Here is a 20,927-nt window from a genome sequence, read left to right on the forward strand (position 1 = left end):
CGTGAGCCGCTGGGACAAGTACTCAGCCTGCCAAGGGTCATAGGCCACGCATTCGATGCGGAAGCGGCCGGCGAATTCTTCCAGGTCGCGCTCAATGTAGCCGTAGTCGGTGACGTTGCCCGGGGTTACTACTAGGCGCCCATCTCGCTCCCAGCCGCTGTACTGGCTGTTGCGGCCATCCTCCACCGCCGCTTCATTCAGGTAGTTGAGCAAGAAGCCGTGCAACTTGTCTCCGCGCTTGAACAGCAGGGCCATGGAGGCGATGTCCGTTTTGCTGGCGAGGTCGAGGCCGATCCAGCAGGGTTGTCCGTCGAAGTCTTCCAGTGTCAGGGGGGACTCGCAGCGATCCCATGCACGCATATCCATCCATGCCGTGTCGGCGTTCACCCACACGTTGAGGTGCTTGGTAAGAAAATTGTTCTGCGCAGCGGACATGGCCATGGCCTTGCGCGCCTTTCTGGTGATGTCTTCCGGCTTAACCGAGACGCCCCAGTTGGGGTTGGCCTTCGCCCAGCTTGCGGGATCTGTCCAGTCGTCCCCCTCGTCGAGGGTGTAGATGATTCCGAAATATTCTTCGTCTCGCTCCGCGCCGTTCAGCACCTTGGCGGCGTAGCTACGCTGTTCGTAGCAGATCCCGGAGCGGTTGAAGCCCGCCGTGGTAATCAGCCAGAGCAGCGGTTGCGAGCGCGCGCCGGTGGCCGTCTCGATCACGTCGAAAACTTCGCGCGTCTTGTGCGCGTGCAGCTCGTCGATGATCGCGCAGTGCACATTAAGGCCGTCCAGGTTGCCGCCCTGGTCCCGGGACAGAGCCTTGAAGGTGCTCGCCGTCTCCTCCACATAAATTGCGTGGGCGCTGGTGTTCACGCCGAAGCGCGCCCGCAGGCCGGAGCTGCGCTCTGCCATGCGCTTGGCATCGGCCCAAACGATGCGCGCCTGGTCGCGGGTAGTGGCCGCGCTGTATACCTCCGCACCCGCTTCCGCATCCGCCGCCAGGCAGTACAGGGCCACGCCGCTGGAGAGCGTGGACTTCGCGTTCTTTCGCGGGACTTCAACGTAGGCGGTCTTGAATCGCCGGTTACCGCGCTCATCCACCCAGCCAAAAATCGCGCAGAGGATAAATATCTGCCAGGGATCCAGGGTGATGCGCTGGCCAGCCCATTCGCCCTTGATGTGCGGCATCAGTTCGATGAACTTGCAGACCCGGGCGGCGAGCTCCGGGACGAAGTAATAATCCCAGTCCCGCTCCAGGTCGGCGAGCTGCCGCTCGCAGGCTCGCTTCACATGCTCACAGGCAACGACCTTTCCGGCTACCACATCCCGCGCGTAAGCGGTTGCGATGTCCGCATACTGTCTGCTCACAGATCCTCAAACCCACCCAGAGATAACTGCTTCTGGTCCGGTGCCTTCACCCGGCTTGCGGCCGCAGGTGTGAGGCCAAACTCGCTGGCCGATTTCAGCACCTGGTCCCACAGCTTATTGCGAATCGTAAACAGGGCGCTCTGAATCTGCAGGCCGTTCGGGGTCTTGTCCATCATGTCATCCAGCTTCTTGAGCTTGCGGGTGACCTCTTCGAACTTGCCCACAGAATCGCAATGTGCCGCGAAGGCTGCGGTATCCAGCAGGGACACCAGACCGGCCTCCGCCAGCTTCGGGCCAATTTCCTTCCAGTACTTCTTCGCAGTGCGAGGCAGCCAGACCGGGCACGGCGGCAGGCCTATCGGCTTGAACTGGCCCGCGCCATGGTCGTCGCGGTCTTTACGGAAACTCCCCTCCAGCACCTTCAGCTGTGGAGCTTTCCGGGGTCTACCTGCCGTCATATCAATCACCGAGAGCATCCAAACCGGATACCCCCCCTACTTGAATTTAGCCAATATGAAAATTTGATTAGGGCGGCGGTCTTGGTGAGATAGACTGTAGAAATCAACCCCTCCCCTCCCTTCTCGCACCCTTGCCTTCTTGCGCGGTCTTGCGCTTGTGATGCTCCACACATAGAAGCTGCAGGTTGTGCGGCTCGTCTGTGCCGCCCTGTGCCTTTGGTGTTATGTGGTCTACATGTGAACCAGACTGGTACTTACCTTCGGCCTTACACGCCTGACACAGACCGCTGTCTCTTTCGATGATGATTGCTCTCAGTCGTCGCCACTTGGCTCCGTAGCCGCGCTTGGCACTGCTGCCACGCTCTCTCTGCCATTGGTGCCAGTTAGTGGCCTGCTGCTGGTGGCTATCACAGTAGCCGTTTGCATTGCTGTGCGCAGCCTTACACTTTCGGCAGGGCTGCTTGGCCTTCTGTGGCATCAGACCTTATTTCGTTCGCGCTGCTGTATCAGGATGTGGTGGCGCTGGTGGGTCTCTTCCGCCCGACGGTTATCCTGGCGTTTGTAGTACCAATTCATCACAAAGGAGGCGACAGCTACCAAAGCACAGATGAAGCCAATGGGGTTTTGGGTAAACAGGCTGTAGAGACTGCCAATCGCACCGGCGGTTACCGTAGTGGCGTGGCCGGCCTTCTCCGCCAACTCTCGCATTAGGTCGTGAACGGTCATGGTTTCACCATCGCCTTTGTCTTTTCCTTACTCCCCTGGCTGGAGCCGTACCAGAACTGCAGGATCATTGGTATTGCACCGGTGATCACGCCGAGCATCAGAGTTCCGGTCTGTTCGAATGCCGGGGTTACCTCGACGCTGCCGGAGAACAACAGGTAGGTCAGGAAGAAATAGCCGCTGATAAACACAAACGACAGCACCGCCTGAACCCACAGGCCCCCTTTAATACCAAGTTCCCGTGCACTCTTGCGGTCTTCTACCTCAAGCTGGTACACATCGATGTCCAGCTCGCGCATCTTCACCTTGAAGTCGTTGTCGAGACCCCGCAGCTCCAGCAGCTTGTCAGGGCTCGCGTTCTGTACCAGCTCCGCGATGTCCTGCTCACTACCCTCGCCATCCTGCAGGAAATGATCGGAGAGGAACTTCACCGCAGTACCCGCCACCGGACCACCCAAGGCAGCGCCCAGGGTCGGAGCCACGCTTTTAACGATTGCTTTCCAGCTCATAGTTATCTCCGGGCATAAAAAAACCGGCTCAGGGGCCGGTTTGTTTATTTAGGTGTAAATGTTGCAACAAGCACAACATATCCTTATTTGTTATGAGTGTATTCTCTTGTTTGCATATGAATTTACGATACTACTACATATAGCTGGCGGCACTGTAAATATTAACAATAAGACTACACTGCTATCTAAATAGCTTGGAAAGCCTGTTAGTATTGTTAAAATAACAAACAATATAAACCCGTTTGCTACGCCCATTAAGTAGTTGGGAATTTCTAGCTTGTTCTTAAGCGACAAAAATAAAATCCAATTTATTGAACATGATGCCGCAGCTGGAATTAAGCCCATAAAATAGGCGAAAAACAAAACCTCCAAAAGTGACTCTCCCGCCACCCCAGCAAAAATAATGGCCCCGATAAATGGACCAACAATACAAAAGACAACCAGAGAATAAATAGCTGACTTCATTATCTCGATGCTGCGATTACTCATAAATTTTAAATACTGATCACCATGACCACTATTATCCTGATAACAGTCTTGGAAGCAATGATATACCATTCCCTTCATTCGCCCTCCCTTGGATATCTCCAGATTATGAGACCTTAGGAATTAACTTTCTCTAAGTATAAAAAACCGGCTCAATGGCCGGTTTGGGTAGTTGAATAAGAGCAGCTAGCGGAGGGCCGTAGCATACTGCCTGCGATTGCTAAACTTGACCGAGCCTAGGCGCCTCTACGCCTTTTGAAAGCTGACACGAGGAGGAACAAACCAAAACCAATAAACATTGGACTCATGCCAAGCGACATAAACCCGCCAGTATATTCTTCCTGCCTTTCTATAAAGCTGTTGTATAAGACCCAAATAACTAGCCCAACTCCAATTCCTAGCGAAGCGAAACCAAAGAGAGCTTGCGGGATACCGAAGATAAACCCCACTACCTTTATTAGCCAAGAACGAGTTTTCAAACTTTTTAAGTAGCTTCCAAAATCTACCCAGCTTAGGATTAAAACCGGCAACCCGACAAAGATGAAGACTCCAATAAAAATGCCAGCCCATAACTCAGTTTCGCTTGCTCCTATAAGTTTGCAAAGTAGTAAATAAAAAGGATGCTGAGAACAAATTGGATTACTGGCTTCTTCATTCTTTTTACCATATGCTACCGCTCAATCTGTATCTCTGTACCAATACTGACAAAATCCTAAACTCATCCATTTCTTTAACATATGGTTTAATTGGCCTAGGATTATTCGATTTGTATAAATAGCCATATCCAAATTGGGACGATAGTTTAATTCCTCTGGCTGCCTTGTACGGACTGTTCAGTTAGCAATTTAATGACCTTATACCATAGGTCTTTTTTAGTGGAAATTTTTTCGTAGGCACGAGGATGTGAGTTTCTGCGAAGAAATATCAGATATTCTTGCCCAACCTCAAACAACCCATACGCTTCGCAATCTCCTGGCTGGATGCTATTGCCTGTATTAAATGCCCAAAAGTGAGGCATAAGGTGATTTTGAAAATCTCCTGGGCCATTTTCTTGCTCTTTTGCTGAGTACCCATTCAAAGTAAAATTTTCTGGAGGGTTCCCTTTTAGAATTTCTTTTACTTGGAATTCAAATGATGGTAACCGGTCTTCTTTGGTTGGTATTTCATTCATCGCCGTGGCTAGCACTATGATAGGTGTATTAGCCACTAGCCGTGCATCGCTCTCCATTAAATATGCAGGCGGAGCAAAACATGCCCACACCGTTGCTGGAGCAAGCAATGAGATAAAGAACAATGCTCGAATCATTTTGCACCTAACATTTATATACTGATCATCATGACCAGTATTATCCTGATTACTACCCTGGAAGCAATTCTGCGCCGGTTCCCCTTCGTTAATAATCATCAAATCAGGCCATTGAACAAATATTATACAACCCAGAAAGGCTGCTAGTAGCTCCAGACTGTGGGCCGGGCCCGCTCGCCCGGTACGGGTTCAAGGTCATCCAGATGGATGAACCGGCCGCCATGAGCGCCCTTCTGCTTCACACCAATACCGGTAAAGCCCTCCTCCTGCGCGATACTCAGCATCTCATAGGCCCGCCCACCAGCAACTGATACATCCACCGCCTGCCCCGTGGTATGCGTCATGGTGGAGCCGATCTTGGCGCAGTGCGCGGGGCAGCGATAACCCGAATTGATCACCATCGGTTTGTTAAACCGCTCCCTCACCCTGATCAATCGGCACAAGGTGTCATCCGAGAAGTGGTTCTTGCCACAACAACGGCAAGCCAACTCCTCTTCTGTGAAGTAATCGTTCTTGAACATAGGATCACCAGAAATGAAAAGCCCGCACTGGGCGGGCTCAACAATAGTTTCGACTGTAAAATACTCTACTAAGGAGTATTATTTTTTTAGAATGCCAACAATTTCCACACTTAATAAAATAGTGTTAACTTTCTCTGATAGAGCTTCTTATACATATAAACTTCGGCCATGCAAGAATAACTTATAGTGATGAGATTATTTTATTTTTTGTAGCGTCACTAGAGGTTTCAAATACAACTCTATTGTCCTGCAGCAATCTATACACTCCGTACCCATAATGAATAACATTTCCCCAAGCTCTATTCCTAAAAATCACCTGATTAATTGACTCCCAACGAGAATTATAAAAAACATTATAGTCGCCAGAAATATCAACGGCATACTTAGCAACGTTGCCCTCTAAAGAAGCTCCAAACCATGTATTATTGTTTGGAGGTCCATGCGGATCTTCGGAATTATAGTCATCTACAAGGACAATGTGTGAAACTCCATCCAATACCTCTCCCTCATTAGACCAATGCGAGTATCGTCCACCGTAAAAATTGTTCTGATTTACCCATCCTCTATTCCAAGGCTGTAACAGAAGATTTCTTTGATTATTCTCCAAGTGCCTTATATGTACATTGTTATATGCTGTACCTTGGCCATTTCCGATCAGTGCCAATCCATACTTAAAATTTCTAATATTGGCAATTTCAATATGTGAGTTGATAACGTTTACTATGTAAACCCCTGTCCCAGGATCAGTCCAAAGTCCGTTACCAGGGTCGGTACTAACATTAATTACGTGAGGCAGGATAAGCTTCACATTGGAAAGCCCTTGCACAACTAGAGCCCTAATTGAACCATCTTCTACGTATACCGTATTATCTTGCGCATCCATACTGCACTTGACATAGATTGGCTCGTTAATACGATAGTCTTGATCCAGTCGCACGAACCCGTCATTTAGACACGAAGAATCAATAAGCTCTTGTAATTCTTCACCGGTCCCCTCAGAGAACGCTAGTTGAGAACAAAGCAGAAAAGCTAAAGTCATTACCCTCTTTATCATTCCAATCCTCACTTGGTAAAAATCTAAATTACCGACAATTGATATTAAGTTTTGTAAATATCCCGGATAGAAGCATAACGCGCCCAGCTGAAAAGTCTACAGAGTGTAATATCATGTAATAGTAAAACTACACACTTTGTTCACATTTCCAATAAAAAAACCCTGCAGATCCGCCCGCAGGGCTTTTAAGAGGGAGAATGGTCCCGCTGTGCATACTTCTGCGACAGCTTACCTAAAAATAGTACCTAGGCTCCTATGCTGTTAATGTATAAAAGCTGCATTTAAATACAGTTAGGTTACATTTTACTTAGATAATTTTACCACTGTTCCCTGAGCAATGGCACACAACAATCTCGACTCCTCTTCCACAGCCGTAATTTCGCACTGGCAAACAGATTGTCGCTTACCGGCACTGATGACCTTGGCCTGAGCACTGAGATAATTTCCCTTCGCTGGTTTTATATAGTTAATTTTGAACTCTGATGTCAGAGCATCCCCACCCAGAGCTATACCGCCTGCAAAGGTGATTGCAGTATCTGCAAGATATGAAAGTACACCACCATGGACGAAACCATGCTGTTGTAATAGTTCAGGCGTGATGGAAAGCCTAATTTCGACACTTGACTTATCAGCCTGGTAAAGTTCGGCATGCAAAAACTGCGTAAAAGGTTACGCATCAAATATTTCTTTTGCCAAACGAAGGATATCCTCCATAGATTTATTCCCTTTGTCACCCTGCCAGGATCGATAGAGTAAGATTCAATGATTACTGTATATTAGTAACTGATATTCAAAGCCGCAACTTGTTGCGCAGCGCCAGGCCAATCAAGAAAATAAAAATCAGGGATAAGATACTTTGTCCGTATGCGACAAAATTAACCAATTGCAGTTCGGAAATCTTTTGCCCATAGAGTGCCGTCACATAATCTGGTCGGGCAGCCCTACTCCAGGGCACAAAAGGCAGTGCATTTGAGACAGATAACCAAAGAGCATCCCAAAAACTCCCTTTCCAAGATTGATCATAAAAAACCCAAGCTGACCCAAAAATCGTGAAAAGCAGACCAACTACTGGGCGTAATATACTGCGTCCGAAATCACTAAAAAAATCATACAAAAAAATGGGAAAGTACTGGAAGAGATTTAGCTCGTGGATATATTTTGCACGATTTTCCTTAGCGAAAAAATCCATCTCACGCGTATGATCCCTAGCCTCTGCCGCCATACGCCGCAAGCCTCTTAACCGATCGGAGGCCTCCTCATTCACTGCTTTTTTTAAGAATATGCCATACCATTCTTCTTGATACCCTACTTCGGTATTGTGAAGAGAAATCTCACGACCAAAATTGACTTGCCGAAAATCAGGCACCCGATGAAACCTTGCCTTGTCCAACACAATTGCACCAGGAAATGATGCCCCTCTGAAGCTCACATCACCATCACCAAAGATTACCTGATCGAAGTGCACGTCACCATCTCCGAATCTGGCACCAAAGAAGTCCACGTCCCCATCACCGAAGTTGGCTTCCTCGAAGGACACGACCCCGTCACCGAAGCTGGCCTTATTGAACGTCACGCGCCCGTCACCGAAGTTGGTCTCGATAAAGTACACGACCCCGTCACCGAAGCTGGCTCGATCGAAGTTCACGTCACCATCTCCGAATCTGGCACCATAGAAGGACACGCCACCATCACCGAAGTTGGCACAAAGGAAGTCCACGTTCCCATCACCGAAGTTGGCTTTCTGGAATAGCACTCCCCCCTTACCGAAGCTGACATCCATGAAGCTCACGTGCCCTTCACCGAAGCTCGTATCCGCGAAGGACAAAAATCCGTCACCGAAGCTGGCATACTGAAAGGACACGACCCCTTTACCAAAGCTCGTGCGCCAGAAGGTCACACCCCCGTCACCGAAGCGGGCGTTATTAAATATCAGGTCCCCGTCACCGAAGCGGGCGCCATTAAATGCCACATCTCCGCCATCGAAGCTGGTTTCCGCGAAGTTCACGTGCCCGTCACCGAAGCTAGCCCCTTGGAAGGAAACAGGCCCCTCACCGAAGCTGGCACCCCCGAAGTTCACATGCCCTTCACCGAAGCTGGCACGCTCGAAGTACACGCGCCCTTCACCGAAGCTGGCATGGTCGAATGACACGTACCTATTACCAAATGTGGCTTTATTGAATTTTGCTGATCCAGGGAAGCGAAACTCTGAAAAATTAACTTCTTTCTCTTCCGAAAAATCCCAATCAGTAAAATCTACTACCCAACCAGCATGCGTATCCGCCCATTGATTCCAGGCCTCCCGACCCTGCTTGTAGAGGTCATAAGCCTCCTGACCGGCTAATACCTTGCCTGCTTCCGGCTCTACAACGGTGTTACTCGCCTGGGCATCCTCTTCATTCGCCTGGGTAGAGCTGCGGTTAGTTTCGTCCACTTCTCCTGTTGTCATGGGTAGACCTTATTTATATTTTTTGACTTTACTAGAAGAAAATTACGCCATTCAAAATAAAAGAAATTAGCGATACTCAGAAACGCAAAAGCCCGGAGAAAATCCGGGCTTTACTTGAAGTCAGCATTACTAGCTTGCCTACATTCCACTACCTTTTTGCCACGCTGTCAACACTTTTTATGCAACTCTTGGCAATGGGCCGCGATACAGTTCCGCGTAGAACAGAATGTGAATGCCATCAATGCGCCGATACAGTGTCCGCTTGGAAACGCCTAGTTTCTTAGCCGCCTGGTCATGCGTTAAATATGGCGGCAAATAAAACAAGCGCGCTGTATCCCCAAAATCTTTCGGTAGCTTCAACACAAATTGCTCTACCTCCCGTACATCAGAATTAATCGGTATCGTGCCCTCTGCGCTACCCGACCCGACCACCCAGGCCGAATAGCCCAATGGTGAGCCAACACCAAGCCCCTCCATCGCTGCCGCCCACTCCTGGAACCGCAAATGCACACGCTCAATCATCACACCCCCTCTGGTTTCACCCATACCACCTAACCCGTATACCCCCGTATATGTCCCGTATATCAAAAAAAACAGGTATACGGCTCTACAGCCCGCATGGTTGCTACACTTTCTCAGTGTCCCGTATACCCGTAGGGCAAATTGTCGTCCCTCGCGCGAGAAAAAAATCTTCGAGTCCACCAGCTGGGGAACCGTCACGGGTTACGCGCGCGCGGGCGCGCGCGATATGGCTATACAGGTATACGGGAACCGCAAGAACCCCAGCAACCACGCGGCCAGCAAAGCCGTATACTGTATATCCGTCATGTACGGGCCCTATACGGGGGTATACGGGGCTCATGTCGGCTGCTCCTCGTGGAAGGCCCCGATCTCATCGCGAAACGCCCTCACGCACTCCGACAGCCACTCCTTCTGTGTTTTCCCACCAGGTGGTGCGTGCATGAGAAAGAAGGTGCCCTGCACCCCCTTCTTGATTCCCCTGCCGAATCCACCAGGGCTATCGTACTCAAGCCGGTTCTTTTTCTTCACCCTGGTCGCCATCGCCTCTGAAAAGCGGTTCATATCCATCTGGTGAAAGCCCCCCGCCCTGCACCACTTGCGGTACACATGGTAGAGATCACCGCTGAGGCAGGTGTGGAAAGGCGCATCGGTTTCCTTCGACTCCCAAGCCCGATAAAACACCTCCCAACTGGGCAGGCCGAAGCTGATCAATCGTTCTTTGGCCTCGGTCATTGGCGGTTTGGTCCGGGTATGGAAATCCCCCAGCTGCTGGTCCAGCAGCCAGCCGTAGAAGGCATCCGCACCGCCGTTCTCCAGCTCCTCACCCACTCCCTTCTGCAGTTCCAGTGGCAGCGTTTTCTCCGGCCACACCACCAGGAATCGCCGATCCATAGGTTCCACCGGGAATGGCAGCACCTCATTGGAGAGAAAGGCGCTATTCATATAGTTCGCCTCCTCCCACCCGCTGACAAATTTCTTCTCGATGCGGGCGGTGGCGCCGGTAATCATCTGTTTGATGTTACCCGTCTGGGAATACTTCTTGTCCCGGGAAAAGATTTCCTCAAACACACCCCACAGCAGACTCGACTTCCAGTCCGTATAGGTACTCTCAATCTGGTGCTGACCCAGGGTCGCACTGTATTCCCCGTAGACCCTGCGCATCACCACATCGAAGAACAGCGACTTTCCCGACCCATGCACATCAGAGTGCACCAGTAAGGCCGTATCCATCTTTGAGCCCACATACTGCAACGGGTAGGCCAGCCATCGCACCATCCACCTCCACACCTCGTCATCACAGTTGCACAGGTGCCACAGCAGCGCGCGGATATTCCGGCATTTATCCAGGTCGCGCACCGGATTCAGGGGTAGCCGCTGGAAGGTATTGATATGCGTCTTGGGATTCACCTTTCGGGTAGGGTCAAAAACCACGTTCTTTTTCGGCACGATTTTTCGGTCAGGATGCCGGTACCAAATGTCATAGGTATCCGGGAAGATATGTTTTATCACCTTAAGCGGGCTGCGCTCCCAATGCTTGCGGTCCCACACCTCCTCCGTGCCCTCCAGCAACGTGAATCGCCGCAGCATCTCGCCGACTCCCCCTGCCCCCTTCTGGGCGGCCTGGCGCGCGGCGACGAACTGGCGCACGTCCTGCTCCAGCACCTTGCGCTTTTCCGAAGCATCCATGAACTGCTTCGCTACGGCGGCGCCAACTTCGGCCCGGAAAGCCGTCGACTTCAGCTCCCGGTGCAAATGCTCGTCCCACACCTTGGTAGTGCCGGATATCAAGGCAAAGCGCTTGAGTGCATCCTCAAGTGTAATTTCGCGCGCCTCTGCGATCAGTGAGGGTGCGGGAGATTCCGGCGGGGGCAGATCAACAGCCGCGGGCGCCTCATTAGGTGGGGAGCGGGGGAGGAAGGACACATTCTCCATAAACACATCAAACTGCCGCCGCACTTCCGCCAAACCGTGGGCGACATGTATATCGTTGAAATCCAGATTGGTCTTTTTCTTATCGGCACTCACGCGACCTTCTCCAGCTCTCCATTTAGCGATGGAATCCAAACGCCACCGCCCACGGCTTTCGCCGCCTCAGTGGCCTTGGTGATGCCCGGGTTGCCCTCAGTACCGCAGTCATCGTCCGCAGCGAACACCATATGCTGCTCCGAGTAGCGCTCCCGCAGCTGCATCGCCACCGACATCAGGTTTCCGCAGTCGAAACAAACCACAACCGGGCATTCGTAGCGCTCGCCGATCGTGGTCGCTTCGCGGATACTGGCACCGGTTGCATAGCCCTCTACAAGAATCAATGGCTTGCCCGGATCCGGCTTCCCGATCCAGTAAAAGAGCCCTGACTTGCGCCCGTGCCGAAGGAACGTCTTGCTGTTTTCCGTCAGTACCTGCAGATTCCAGATCTTGCCGTCGATATCCATTAACGGCAGCGCCGCATGCTTCTTTTTGAAAAACTGGATTTTGATGTCCTGGCGCTCACGCTCCTCTTTGGGCATATCAAAAATTGGCTTGATCTTTGTCCAGTCCGTGAGCATCTTAACCTCATTCCCACGCTCCACCAGTAGAAGTGGCCCGGAGAAGAAGCGCAACCCGTAAGCCTTTACTTTCTTGCGGCCCAGGTACGGGCTACGCCCCATTGGCTTTAGATTGGCCCATATGGACTGCGCTATCACGGCGATACGTTCAGACCAGGCCGCCTCCTCCGCTGCCTGCCGTTCAGTATCCAACGCCCTCCGGCGTTCACGTGCTACGCGCTCCTGAGCGGACTGTTGCTTTTCTTCCGCAGTTAGCGCCCGACGCTCAAATACAAATCCGCATTCCCTGGCCAGGGAAAACAAAGTGCCAATACCAATACCACCGCCGGCCTTAAAACTTTTCCAGCTAGACTTTACGGAAGCGCAGTTGTAGTTATCGGCTCCCTGACTCCAGCAATCCCAAAGATCAAAACCATCGTCACCAAACTCCGACTTGATGGCCATACCCACCTTGATCCAGATATCGCGCTCATCCGCCCTGTCCAGGAAATCCAGCGCTCGGCGCACATCCTCCAGCGTACATTGATCGTGCATGGTCCAAATCCCCCTAAGGCGGAACCCCACTGAATGCAAAGAAAGAGTCCTGTTTATCCCTATGCAGCACACGCCATAATCGGCAGCTCACGAAGTAATTCCTTTGCCTTTCGACGCGCTTTTGGCAAATTGAAGCGGGGCGGCCATCGTCTTCGGCCACAGGTATCCAACCAAACCCGCAAGAAAAGCTCCGCATCAAATACCGGCATTTTCAATGACTTCTGCAGGGGTTCCGGTAACCGGCGGCCGTGCCTTTTGGCTACAGATTCCAGGTAGCGGATTTCATCCGTAGTAGTCCAACCCCGAGACTGATTTAGTCTGGTCATAAGTCCTCCTGAGACCTCCCATATTTCACTGGGCAGATTTCGGCATTCCCTGTATGCTGCTGGCTTCTATACCCACCGCAACAAAGATTTTCCTATGGACGATTCAGACGAGCGCATTGCCGCAGACATCCTGATTGCCTCTCTTCAGCGCGGAGGCGGAAATTCCTCCCACTGGCCATCAGGTGAAATGATCGAAGACGACGCCGAGAAGCTTGCCAATGCCTTTCAAATCATTTATGACGCGGTGCACAACGCGCACAAAAACTAATAACTGAAGTGCTAGCTCGGCCCCAGCTGGGCTTCATTCGCGCCTTTAATTCCTTCCTTTGGGCTAAGCAGCACCACGTCATTGCGGTCGAAATGCATAGAAAGGCTTTCGGCCACCATTGCAGCGCCCTCCTTTGATTTTAAGAATTCCTCAATTGCCTTCTGAAGGTCTTGCTTATCCATACTTCACCCCCTGTATGAAATTCCATAGGTATAGGCCGATTAACCGAACCGCTTTTGGTTGGCAGACTGGGCGCTCCACCAATCAGGAGGCGTCATAATGATCGTTGTACTGCTATCACCTACCAATCCCAGGCCGGTCAACTTGCCTGCTGGACTTCTTCAACTATTGGGAAAGCTATCTGTTCCTCTAAAGGGCCAAAAATATCCGGCCTCAGATCGTAGCGAGTGACGGCACCGCTGGTTGCCTGCTCAATTCTTCTACAATGGCGAGGAGGGACTTTCCGAACCCCTTTGCACCACTGCGATACACATGCTGGCGGAATCTCCAGCATGTCAGCTATTTTCTTCTGTGTTCCGACCAGGGAGACGGCCTTGGCGATAGCGTTCATACATTTACGATAGCGTATGCTATCGATCTTGGCAATAGCAAACATCAGTTTACGTTTTGCTAATATCTGAAAGAATTGCAAGATGGATATAAGCGAGATCAGGCGGGAAAATCTCCGCCAACTTGTCAACAAACACAAAACTACCGCTGAGTTCGGCCGCCGATTTGGGGTGGACCCCACCTATATTTCTCAACTACTGAATAAGCATCGAAATTTTGGGGAAAAGGCCGCCCGAAAGATGGAGGAGAAGCTGCAACTAAGTAGCTTTGACCTCGACAAGCCGCATAGGGAAGATTTTGCCGTCAAAGAAGAGGCGGAGACGTACCACTCCAACGTGGCTCCTGGGCCCAGAATTCGTGGCAGGGTCCCATTAATCAGTTGGGTGCAGGCCGGTGACTGGGAGGAGATTGTCGATAATTTCCGACCTGGCGAAGCTGATGAATGGCGCGAAACCTCCGCTCGTGTAGGTCCACACGCTTTTGCATTACGCGTCAAAGGAGATTCGATGACAGCCCCAACTGGAATCTCTATTCCTGAGGGCTCGGTAGTAATAGTGGATCCTGACGCAGACTACTCAAGCGGTTCCATCGTCATTGCTAAGCTAGTGGACACACAAGAAGCCACTCTTAAACGTCTAGTAATTGATGGCCCCAATAAGTACCTAAAGCCACTTAACCCAGCTTACGCCCCCATCCCTATAAATGGCACTTGTCGCATTATCGGGGTAGCTAAAAAGGTAGAGCTTGACCTGTAAGCAATGGATGGCTGCAGGAAACAGCAAGTCGTAACTCCGCACCCTACCCCGCACTAGATCAACTAAATACACCCCAAATCCTGACCAAATTCAACATAGTGGTCGCCTTTTTGCCAAAATGAATAGCAATTGCTATTGCACTATCTGATAGCGTTTGCTATTTTTCTTGGCAACAAGGAGAACAGCCATGCACATCACTAACTTATTCCCCATGCAGCAAGGTCCTATAGAGGGATCCAGGTGATGAAGTACAAGCCACTGGCTCCGCGCCAGGCAGAAGCCCTAACCCACCGGGCACGCGGCCTTTCTTATGCTGAAACGGCCGCAGCTATGGGGTGTTCTGTCGCCAATGTCGACAACTTGTTGAGCGAGTGTTTTTTTAAGCTCCGCGCCCGCAACAGCACCGATGCGGTTGCCAAGGCTGTTAAGCACGGCCTGATTCAATTTGCCCTCCTAGCAGCAGTCATTGCCGGTGCGGGACCAGACGCTAACGAATTGATGCGCACCCGCTTCCAACGTCGCCCCACCATCAGAACCATCCGTATCCGCAACCGGGAGGACCTGGCATGACCGCCACTGTGTTTATACACCCGACCGCAATGAATGAGCGCAGTATCCAGCGAATTCAGCGCCGTACCGGCCACATTGCAGTTATCGAGGGCAACGGTCGCCGTGTGCGTCTGGTGAATCCAAGACCGGCGCTTGCGCGCCCAACGACCCACAACGACTGGCCACCCTTCGGAGGAGACGCTGCATGAACAACCTTTACTATCAAGCCTTCGATGATGAGCCGGAAACCGCCTATAGGGAAGACGTCCTAGAAACCCAACAGATCTTTCTGGGCGATGAGCAAATTGGTGAGATGCACCGCCGCAACGAAGAGCAGGTGAACAGAAGTAATAAATTCCACGCAGTGATCAAAGTGAACGCCCCGCCGGACTATCGCGCCGGACTCGCCCAAGGCTTTGGCGCAACCCGCGAAGAAGCCGTTTCCCGCGCTTTCAACGACACCCGCGAAAAAGTCCAGATCTTCCTACAGCAACTGGACGCCCTCGACAGAGCCATTCATGGAGTAGACGCCGCATGACCACTACGACCTTCACTGACGCCGCCAAAAGCGTCGAGGCACTGATGAAGCTGGAGAGATTGCAGTGCGGCGGCAGCGAGGTTGCCGCCCTGGTACTGCTCAGCGCCTACAACAGCTACGACTTTACTCTACCGGTGGCCGAGCTCACCCGCTTGGACGGCGACTACTACCGCCACGCCATGTGCGTGATCACCCTGCGCTACCACGGCCACGAGCCGCACACGGTGATCAACAACGGCGACAAGCGCTTCAGGGCCCTCTGCCAGCGCTGGGCACACCGAATGGCGTGCAACACGGAGAAAGTGGCGTGAGCAACGGATATCAACCCCAACAATCCAAGCCCTCATCGCCGCCCCACTCCCAGCAGAAAGCGCTGACCGGCCAAAAACACGACGAGGGCAAACCCCGCTGGGAGCTGCTGCCCTGGAACGGCATGGAAGAGGTCGTACAGGTACTTACCTATGGTGCCGAAAAGTACGCCCCGGATAACTGGCGCCAGGTACCCAACTATCAGAGTCGCTACACCGCCGCCGCCCTGCGCCACATCAGTGCCTATATGCGTGGTGAAGAACAAGACCAGGAAACCGGCCGGCATCATCTGGCACACGCCACCTGCTGTCTGCTGTTTCTACTCGAACTGGATTGCAACCCAGCCCAACCGGTGCCGCCCCGCCATGAATGAATTCTCACAGCTACTGGAGATCGTTGCTGACCTCAAAAGCACTGTGAAAGGGCAGCAGCTGCAAATTGAGAGTCTGCGCGAGCACATTGCCGCACTCAGTGAGGCAGTCCATGGCGAAGCAGAAATCAACGCAACCGAGGATCAAACCGCATGAAAAAGGAAAAGATGCTCACCCTCACCCAGGCCGCGCGGACGGTCGGTATTGGTAGAAATACCTTGCTACAGAAGCTGCGTGACAGTGGCCTGCTCTGCGACCAGGCACCGATGCGAAACTCACCAACAAAACATGCCGTTGAAGAGCATTTGCTCTTCCCCAAGTGCACGCAATACTTGCGCGGCTCGGTACAGGTACAACACATCACCGCATTGGTCACGGCCAAAGGCATGGTGTGGATTCGCAGCCTGATTGATTCTGAAATTACAGAAAAAGCAGCCAATAGCAACTGAGAGCTTCTATAGCGTCCCAGCGCTTTTAATCAGAGGTAATTATAAGTCAGTCGAATTTTAAATTAAGGAGAAGGACATGTACGTTCATAAGAAAATGGAATCCGAACTTTGGACCGTTGGATTCTATAAGCCAGATGGTCAGTGGGAACCGGATTCGGATCACTCAAGCCTTGAAGATGCAGCCAATCGGGTTGTCCAATTGAATGGCGGCTGTCCTGAGAAAAAAGAACAACCAAAAACTAAACACTACTACCTGCAACTGGACAATAAGCCATTGTTTGTTAGTGGACCAGAAACAGCAATTATCATTCTCGGGTATTCCCCCACATTTGAGGATAACAGTTTACGCCTCATTTTGAAGGGGAACCATTACAAGGAATTAGCCAAGCTCAGTGACAATGGCGGATTTGAAGCCTGCCTTGCATATTTTGAGGAACACATTGACCAAGCGTCGCCCTACAGTGAACACCATATCCCTGCCAACAGAAAAATAATCACCAGGGTCAAAGACGATTTTGGAACACGCTAGTAGTAATCCATTTTATCCAGCGCCCCGGCGCACTCAGTCAGCAGTAACCGTTAGGGCCGCCAGTAAGGGGCCCTGTTTAAAGAATGAAGGCAAAGCGTGTGAGCGATAACGCGAAAGTTTGCAGGTAGGCGCAGATTTAATCACGCCAGTGTTTACAGGATAGAACGATGAGCGAGATACTAACCGACGCCCAATTGTGCAGATTGACCGGTGCTACGTCTTCAGACCTTCAAAAGCTTGTACTTGAGGAGAATCGGATTCCTTACGTACGACGCAAAAATGGTACACCGGTTGTTACCTGGACCATGGTCAATCAAGCCAAATTGGCCACACGGTCAAACGATAAAAGGTTCCCCGCTGGCTTCAACCTGGAGACTATGAGCTAATGGGAAGACGCAGGAAGCCCGAAAATAATTGGATGCCCCCCTATGTAGTTCGGTACCCGCGAGGTTACCGAGTACGCCGACGTGGGTACACCATTAAACACTTGGCCGATAGTGATGCCAGTCGATCTGAAGTATGGGCAGCGTATGAACGCTGGCAAACCAATCAACAAGCCACTGACGCTACTGTTAATGACTTGATAGATTTCTATTTCGCATCCCCGCAGTATACGCAGCACCTAAAGCCCAGTACCCAGCGGGACTATGATCGCTACAGTAAGCGTATCCGCCAAGTATTTGGCGCTATGGACCCAGATGCAATTACCTCCCCTCTTATTCAAATGTTTATGGATGCCCGTGGGTCAAAACATCCCACTGCGGCCAATCGCGAGAAGACATTCCTTGGAATTGTTATGACCTGGGGGAAAAGTCGGGGGCTGGTGAATATCAGCAACCCCTGCGATGCGGTTAAGCCGATGCCAGAGAGCCCTGGAGGTCGCTACGTTGAGGACTGGGAGTACGAGGCTTTTTGGAAGTATCTAGGTACCAAAGGGCATGTCATGCACCAGTGCGCCATGGAGATAGCCTACCTGTGCGCTGCGCGCCAACAAGATGTTCTCGCCCTCTCCAAAAATCATATACGAGAGGAAGGTTTATTAATCATTCAAGCTAAGACTGGGAAGCAGCAGATCAAACTGTGGTCGCCCCGTCTAAGGGAGGCGATTGATCTGGCTCTTTCAACGAACACTCACGCCAAAATACAGACTCCCCACATACTTCGAGGTCGTACCGGCCGAGGCTACACCCGCACTGGGTTCAACGCTGTTTGGCAAAGAGAGCAACGCGCAGCTCTGGAAGGCGACGTAATCAAGAAACGATTCCGGTTCCATGATCTCAAGATCAAATCCATTTCTGACTTTGAAGGTGATACTCAGCGCTTCTCAGGCCACAAAACAAGGTCCATGGCAGAGCACTACAATCGCACTCCTGACCAAGTAGTCACACTGAATAAAGCCAGAATTGGCACCACGGTTTGGCACCCAGACGAGAAAGACAAGGTGTCTTCTGATCAAGAGGATTCGTAAGTCTTTGATTTAGATGGGGAATATTGGGGTGGCTGACGGGGATCGAACCCGCGACCTCAGGAGCCACAATCCTGTGCTCTACCAACTGAGCTACAGCCACCATCAATTTGTCTAGTTCAGCGCCTTGTGGCAACGCCGACTCACACCCTGCTTGTATGTCTAGCGTCTGTGCAGGGGGACCAGACTAAGCACTAACTTTGAATCAAGACTGCCAGATCAGCGTCATCTACCTGAAACCATTCCGAAAGAATGGCGCACCCGGCAGGACTCGAACCTGCGACCATCCGCTTAGAAGGCGGATGCTCTATCCAGCTGAGCTACGGGCGCTAGGCAACCCTGTCCTGGTCGGGGCAGAGGGATTCGAACCCCCGACATCCTGCTCCCAAAGCAGGCGCGCTACCAGACTGCGCTATGCCCCGAATCTACCAAGTTGGCAACGGAGTTTTACAAACACCCTCCGCGATCTCTTTGGTCGGCTGTCACCTCCCGTCGAGAGCGCGCATGATACTTGCGCCCCGGGAGGGAGTCAACGCCGCTAAGCTGTTCTTTTTACAATAGTTTAGCCCTGAGTATGGAATCCCGGGCGAGGTGGGATTTTGTCGGCCCGCTGTGCGAAAATAGCCCGCTTTTGGCAAGGTCTGCCGACCTGCGGGTGGGCGTGACGATACTCCCACTGCCGCCCCGCCATTCCCCGCAGGGTGGTTACGGCTCACTGACTGATAGAGAAATTCCTATGTCTGCATTGGTTCTGGACGGCAAGGCCCTGGCACAGAAAACCGAACAGGAACTCTCCGCAAGGGTTGCGAAACTGAAGGAGAGCAGCGGCGGCCAGACACCGATTCTCGCCACCATACTGGTAGGTGACGATCCGGCCTCGGCCACCTATGTCAAGATGAAAGGCAATGCCTGTCGCCGGATCGGCATGGATTCGCTACAGGTGGAAATGCCGGCCTCGACCACTACAGAGCAGTTGCTGGCCAAAATCGAGGAGCTGAACAGCAACCCCAATGTCCACGGAATCCTGCTGCAGCACCCGGTACCATCCCAAATAAACGAACGCGCCTGCTTCGATGCGATCCGGCTGGATAAGGATGTGGATGGCGTCACCTGCCTCGGCTTCGGCCGGATGGCAATGGATGAGAAGGCCTACGGCTGTGCGACCCCCAAGGGCATCATGCGCCTGCTGGAAGCCTATGACATTGAGCTGGCCGGCAAGCACGCGGTGGTCGTCGGGCGCAGCCCCATTCTCGGCAAGCCCATGGCGGCCATGCTGCTGAACGCCAATGCCACGGTCACCACCTGCCACTCACATACCCGGGATCTGGCCGATCACGTCCGCCGTGCCGATATTCTGGTGGGCGCAGTTGGCCGGCCCGAGTTTATCAAGGCGGACTGGGTTGCGGACGGTGCGGTGGTTGTGGACGCCGGTTACCACTCCGGCGGTATCGGTGACATCGAACTCGCCCCCTTGTTGGATAGAGTCGCTGCCTATACACCGGTTCCGGGCGGTGTGGGGCCCATGACCATCAACACGCTGATCTACCAGGCGGTGGATTCGGGCGAACGCAAGATCGGTTGACGCCGTTGCCCCAGACTATAAGGCTGGACAAGGCGGTAAGCCAGGTGACCAACCTGTCGCGCGCGGACGCCAAGCGCGCGGCCAAGTCCGGACGCATCACCGTCAATGGGGAAATTATCACCAACCCGGCCACGAAAGTGGTGGATGAGGACATTCTATGCCTTGACGGCAGGCAGCTGAGCCAACCGGGGCCTCGCTATTTTATGCTACACAAGCCTCTGGGCTACGTCAGTGCCAGCAAGGACAGTGAACACCCCACGGTGCTGGATCTGATCGACGAGCCCAACAAACACCTGCTGCATGTGGCGGGCCGGCTGGATATCGACACCACCGGCCTGGTACTGATCACCGACGATGGACAGTGGTCCCACAAGGTCACCTCCCCCCGGCATCATCACCACAAAGTCTATCATGTGCACCTGGCGGACAGTATCGCAGAGAATGCGGCGGACAAATTCGCCAAGGGTGTCTGGCTGGACGGAGAACAAAAGCGTACCAGGCCGGCACAGCTGGAGGCGCTGTCTATGAAGGAGGCGCGCCTCACCATCAGCGAGGGGCGCTATCATCAGGTAAAGCGCATGTTCGCCGCGCTCGGCAACCGGGTATTACAGCTGCACCGTGAGCGCATCGGGACCATTGTACTGGACGAAGAACTGGCCGAGGGTGATTACCGGCCACTGACGGAAATCGAGGTCAATTCCATTCAATAGCTTGCCGATGTCAAACCCGACGAAATGGCGGTACCCGCAGGG

The 20,927-nt window shown here is 52.3% G+C and carries 30 protein-coding genes and 3 tRNA genes; 14 read left to right on the forward strand and 19 right to left on the reverse strand.

The features are described from left to right. The 14 genes from AB1S50_RS12965 to AB1S50_RS13030 all read right to left on the reverse strand — a co-directional run. Positions 1 to 1,359, reverse strand: a 1,359-nt coding sequence (locus AB1S50_RS12965) for a terminase large subunit (protein WP_367151206.1), incomplete at its 3' end; no start/stop codon positions are given. Then, positions 1,356 to 1,817, reverse strand: coding sequence for a phage terminase small subunit P27 family (locus AB1S50_RS12970; RefSeq protein WP_367149261.1), 462 nt, complete (start codon positions 1,815 to 1,817; stop codon positions 1,356 to 1,358). The genes AB1S50_RS12970 and AB1S50_RS12965, both read right to left, overlap by 4 nt. 103 nt (positions 1,818 to 1,920) lie before the next feature. Continuing rightward, the gene (locus AB1S50_RS12975; RefSeq protein WP_367151207.1) at positions 1,921 to 2,295 is read right to left on the reverse strand and encodes an HNH endonuclease; all 375 of its coding nucleotides are present in this window, start codon (positions 2,293 to 2,295) and stop codon (positions 1,921 to 1,923) included. Then, complete coding sequence (locus AB1S50_RS12980; RefSeq protein WP_367151209.1) at positions 2,295 to 2,543, reverse strand: phage holin family protein; 249 nt, start codon at positions 2,541 to 2,543, stop codon at positions 2,295 to 2,297. Before AB1S50_RS12980 ends, AB1S50_RS12975 begins: the two co-directional genes overlap by 1 nt. After that, on the reverse strand, positions 2,540 to 3,049 hold the full coding sequence (locus AB1S50_RS12985) for a hypothetical protein (protein ID WP_367151210.1): 510 nt from the start codon (positions 3,047 to 3,049) through the stop codon (positions 2,540 to 2,542). Before AB1S50_RS12985 ends, AB1S50_RS12980 begins: the two co-directional genes overlap by 4 nt. 90 nt (positions 3,050 to 3,139) lie before the next feature. After that, positions 3,140 to 3,616 carry a hypothetical protein gene (locus AB1S50_RS12990; protein ID WP_367151211.1) on the reverse strand — a complete coding sequence of 159 codons (477 nt, stop codon included), beginning with the start codon at positions 3,614 to 3,616 and terminating at the stop codon, positions 3,140 to 3,142. Positions 3,617 to 4,337: 721 nt separating this feature from the next. Further along, complete coding sequence (locus tag AB1S50_RS12995; protein ID WP_367151212.1) at positions 4,338 to 4,940, reverse strand: hypothetical protein; 603 nt, start codon at positions 4,938 to 4,940, stop codon at positions 4,338 to 4,340. 44 nt (positions 4,941 to 4,984) lie between these two features. After that, entirely contained in the window at positions 4,985 to 5,362 is a 378-nt protein-coding gene (locus AB1S50_RS13000) for a D-Ala-D-Ala carboxypeptidase family metallohydrolase (protein ID WP_367151213.1), read from the reverse strand. 181 nt (positions 5,363 to 5,543) lie between these two features. After that, a complete protein-coding gene (locus AB1S50_RS13005; RefSeq protein WP_367151214.1) occupies positions 5,544 to 6,401 on the reverse strand; it encodes a hypothetical protein in 858 nt (285 codons plus the stop codon). Between the two features lie 318 nt (positions 6,402 to 6,719). After that, complete coding sequence (locus AB1S50_RS13010; protein WP_367151215.1) at positions 6,720 to 7,070, reverse strand: PaaI family thioesterase; 351 nt, start codon at positions 7,068 to 7,070, stop codon at positions 6,720 to 6,722. A 136-nt stretch (positions 7,071 to 7,206) separates the two neighbouring features. After that, the gene (locus AB1S50_RS13015) at positions 7,207 to 8,862 is read right to left on the reverse strand and encodes a hypothetical protein (RefSeq protein ID WP_367151216.1); all 1,656 of its coding nucleotides are present in this window, start codon (positions 8,860 to 8,862) and stop codon (positions 7,207 to 7,209) included. A 177-nt stretch (positions 8,863 to 9,039) separates the two neighbouring features. Then, positions 9,040 to 9,408 (reverse strand): hypothetical protein, encoded by a 369-nt coding sequence (locus tag AB1S50_RS13020; RefSeq protein WP_367151217.1) that lies wholly within the window; start codon positions 9,406 to 9,408, stop codon positions 9,040 to 9,042. Positions 9,409 to 9,720: 312 nt separating this feature from the next. After that, positions 9,721 to 11,409 (reverse strand): DUF5906 domain-containing protein, encoded by a 1,689-nt coding sequence (locus tag AB1S50_RS13025; RefSeq protein WP_367151218.1) that lies wholly within the window; start codon positions 11,407 to 11,409, stop codon positions 9,721 to 9,723. Beyond that, positions 11,406 to 12,464, reverse strand: a complete 1,059-nt coding sequence (locus AB1S50_RS13030; RefSeq protein WP_367151219.1) for a PriCT-2 domain-containing protein — start codon at positions 12,462 to 12,464, stop codon at positions 11,406 to 11,408. The genes AB1S50_RS13025 and AB1S50_RS13030 overlap by 4 nt, the downstream gene beginning before the upstream one ends. Before the next feature lie 420 nt (positions 12,465 to 12,884). Between AB1S50_RS13030 and AB1S50_RS13035 the strand changes: the two genes are divergently transcribed. Continuing rightward, a complete protein-coding gene (locus AB1S50_RS13035) occupies positions 12,885 to 13,058 on the forward strand; it encodes a hypothetical protein (RefSeq protein ID WP_367151220.1) in 174 nt (57 codons plus the stop codon). Between the two features lie 11 nt (positions 13,059 to 13,069). Here the strand turns inward: AB1S50_RS13035 and AB1S50_RS13040 are convergent, their stop codons facing one another. Both AB1S50_RS13040 and AB1S50_RS13045 read right to left on the reverse strand, forming a co-directional pair. Further along, positions 13,070 to 13,240, reverse strand: a complete 171-nt coding sequence (locus AB1S50_RS13040; RefSeq protein WP_367151222.1) for a hypothetical protein — start codon at positions 13,238 to 13,240, stop codon at positions 13,070 to 13,072. Positions 13,241 to 13,377: 137 nt separating this feature from the next. Next, positions 13,378 to 13,674, reverse strand: a complete 297-nt coding sequence (locus AB1S50_RS13045) for a helix-turn-helix domain-containing protein (RefSeq protein WP_367151223.1) — start codon at positions 13,672 to 13,674, stop codon at positions 13,378 to 13,380. 37 nt (positions 13,675 to 13,711) lie between these two features. Between AB1S50_RS13045 and AB1S50_RS13050 the strand changes: the two genes are divergently transcribed. The 11 genes from AB1S50_RS13050 (at position 13,712) to AB1S50_RS13100 (ending at position 18,596) form a co-directional block, all read left to right on the forward strand. Beyond that, a complete protein-coding gene (locus AB1S50_RS13050) occupies positions 13,712 to 14,383 on the forward strand; it encodes a LexA family protein (protein ID WP_367151224.1) in 672 nt (223 codons plus the stop codon). A gap of 243 nt (positions 14,384 to 14,626) precedes the next feature. Next, positions 14,627 to 14,953, forward strand: a complete 327-nt coding sequence (locus tag AB1S50_RS13055; protein ID WP_367151264.1) for a response regulator transcription factor — start codon at positions 14,627 to 14,629, stop codon at positions 14,951 to 14,953. Then, entirely contained in the window at positions 14,950 to 15,141 is a 192-nt protein-coding gene (locus AB1S50_RS13060) for a hypothetical protein (protein ID WP_367151225.1), read from the forward strand. The genes AB1S50_RS13055 and AB1S50_RS13060 overlap by 4 nt, the downstream gene beginning before the upstream one ends. After that, the gene (locus tag AB1S50_RS13065; RefSeq protein ID WP_367151226.1) at positions 15,138 to 15,470 is read left to right on the forward strand and encodes a hypothetical protein; all 333 of its coding nucleotides are present in this window, start codon (positions 15,138 to 15,140) and stop codon (positions 15,468 to 15,470) included. The genes AB1S50_RS13060 and AB1S50_RS13065 overlap by 4 nt, the downstream gene beginning before the upstream one ends. Further along, positions 15,467 to 15,781, forward strand: a complete 315-nt coding sequence (locus AB1S50_RS13070) for a DUF7673 family protein (protein WP_367151227.1) — start codon at positions 15,467 to 15,469, stop codon at positions 15,779 to 15,781. Before AB1S50_RS13065 ends, AB1S50_RS13070 begins: the two co-directional genes overlap by 4 nt. After that, positions 15,778 to 16,152 (forward strand): dATP/dGTP diphosphohydrolase domain-containing protein, encoded by a 375-nt coding sequence (locus AB1S50_RS13075; RefSeq protein WP_367151228.1) that lies wholly within the window; start codon positions 15,778 to 15,780, stop codon positions 16,150 to 16,152. The genes AB1S50_RS13070 and AB1S50_RS13075 overlap by 4 nt, the downstream gene beginning before the upstream one ends. Beyond that, positions 16,145 to 16,306 carry a hypothetical protein gene (locus AB1S50_RS13080; protein ID WP_367151229.1) on the forward strand — a complete coding sequence of 54 codons (162 nt, stop codon included), beginning with the start codon at positions 16,145 to 16,147 and terminating at the stop codon, positions 16,304 to 16,306. The genes AB1S50_RS13075 and AB1S50_RS13080 overlap by 8 nt, the downstream gene beginning before the upstream one ends. Further along, positions 16,303 to 16,599 carry a phage antirepressor KilAC domain-containing protein gene (locus AB1S50_RS13085; RefSeq protein ID WP_367151230.1) on the forward strand — a complete coding sequence of 99 codons (297 nt, stop codon included), beginning with the start codon at positions 16,303 to 16,305 and terminating at the stop codon, positions 16,597 to 16,599. Before AB1S50_RS13080 ends, AB1S50_RS13085 begins: the two co-directional genes overlap by 4 nt. Before the next feature lie 76 nt (positions 16,600 to 16,675). Continuing rightward, complete coding sequence (locus AB1S50_RS13090) at positions 16,676 to 17,128, forward strand: hypothetical protein (RefSeq protein ID WP_367151231.1); 453 nt, start codon at positions 16,676 to 16,678, stop codon at positions 17,126 to 17,128. 167 nt (positions 17,129 to 17,295) lie between these two features. Beyond that, positions 17,296 to 17,514: a DUF4224 domain-containing protein gene (locus tag AB1S50_RS13095; RefSeq protein ID WP_367151232.1), complete on the forward strand. Its 219-nt coding sequence runs from the start codon at positions 17,296 to 17,298 to the stop codon at positions 17,512 to 17,514. A 101-nt stretch (positions 17,515 to 17,615) separates the two neighbouring features. After that, the gene (locus AB1S50_RS13100) at positions 17,616 to 18,596 is read left to right on the forward strand and encodes a site-specific integrase (protein ID WP_367151233.1); all 981 of its coding nucleotides are present in this window, start codon (positions 17,616 to 17,618) and stop codon (positions 18,594 to 18,596) included. Between the two features lie 24 nt (positions 18,597 to 18,620). Here AB1S50_RS13100 and AB1S50_RS13105 read toward each other — a convergent pair. The 3 genes from AB1S50_RS13105 to AB1S50_RS13115 all read right to left on the reverse strand — a co-directional run bounded on the left by AB1S50_RS13105 (position 18,621) and on the right by AB1S50_RS13115 (position 19,015). Then, positions 18,621 to 18,696: transfer RNA gene (locus tag AB1S50_RS13105), tRNA-His, on the reverse strand. 150 nt (positions 18,697 to 18,846) lie between these two features. Beyond that, positions 18,847 to 18,923: transfer RNA gene (locus AB1S50_RS13110), tRNA-Arg, on the reverse strand. Between the two features lie 15 nt (positions 18,924 to 18,938). Continuing rightward, positions 18,939 to 19,015, reverse strand: a tRNA-Pro gene (locus tag AB1S50_RS13115). Positions 19,016 to 19,329: 314 nt separating this feature from the next. On the opposite strand from AB1S50_RS13115, the gene folD reads away from it, so the two are divergent. Then, positions 19,330 to 20,175 (forward strand): bifunctional methylenetetrahydrofolate dehydrogenase/methenyltetrahydrofolate cyclohydrolase FolD, encoded by an 846-nt coding sequence (folD, locus tag AB1S50_RS13120; RefSeq protein ID WP_367151234.1) that lies wholly within the window; start codon positions 19,330 to 19,332, stop codon positions 20,173 to 20,175. A gap of 5 nt (positions 20,176 to 20,180) precedes the next feature. Beyond that, positions 20,181 to 20,885, forward strand: coding sequence for a 16S rRNA pseudouridine(516) synthase RsuA (rsuA, locus tag AB1S50_RS13125; RefSeq protein ID WP_367151235.1), 705 nt, complete (start codon positions 20,181 to 20,183; stop codon positions 20,883 to 20,885). The last annotated feature ends 42 nt before the right edge of the window (positions 20,886 to 20,927 follow it).

The sequence above is a fragment of the Microbulbifer discodermiae genome, from assembly GCF_040742695.1.
In the GTDB taxonomy this organism is placed as follows: Bacteria; Pseudomonadota; Gammaproteobacteria; order Pseudomonadales; family Cellvibrionaceae; genus Microbulbifer.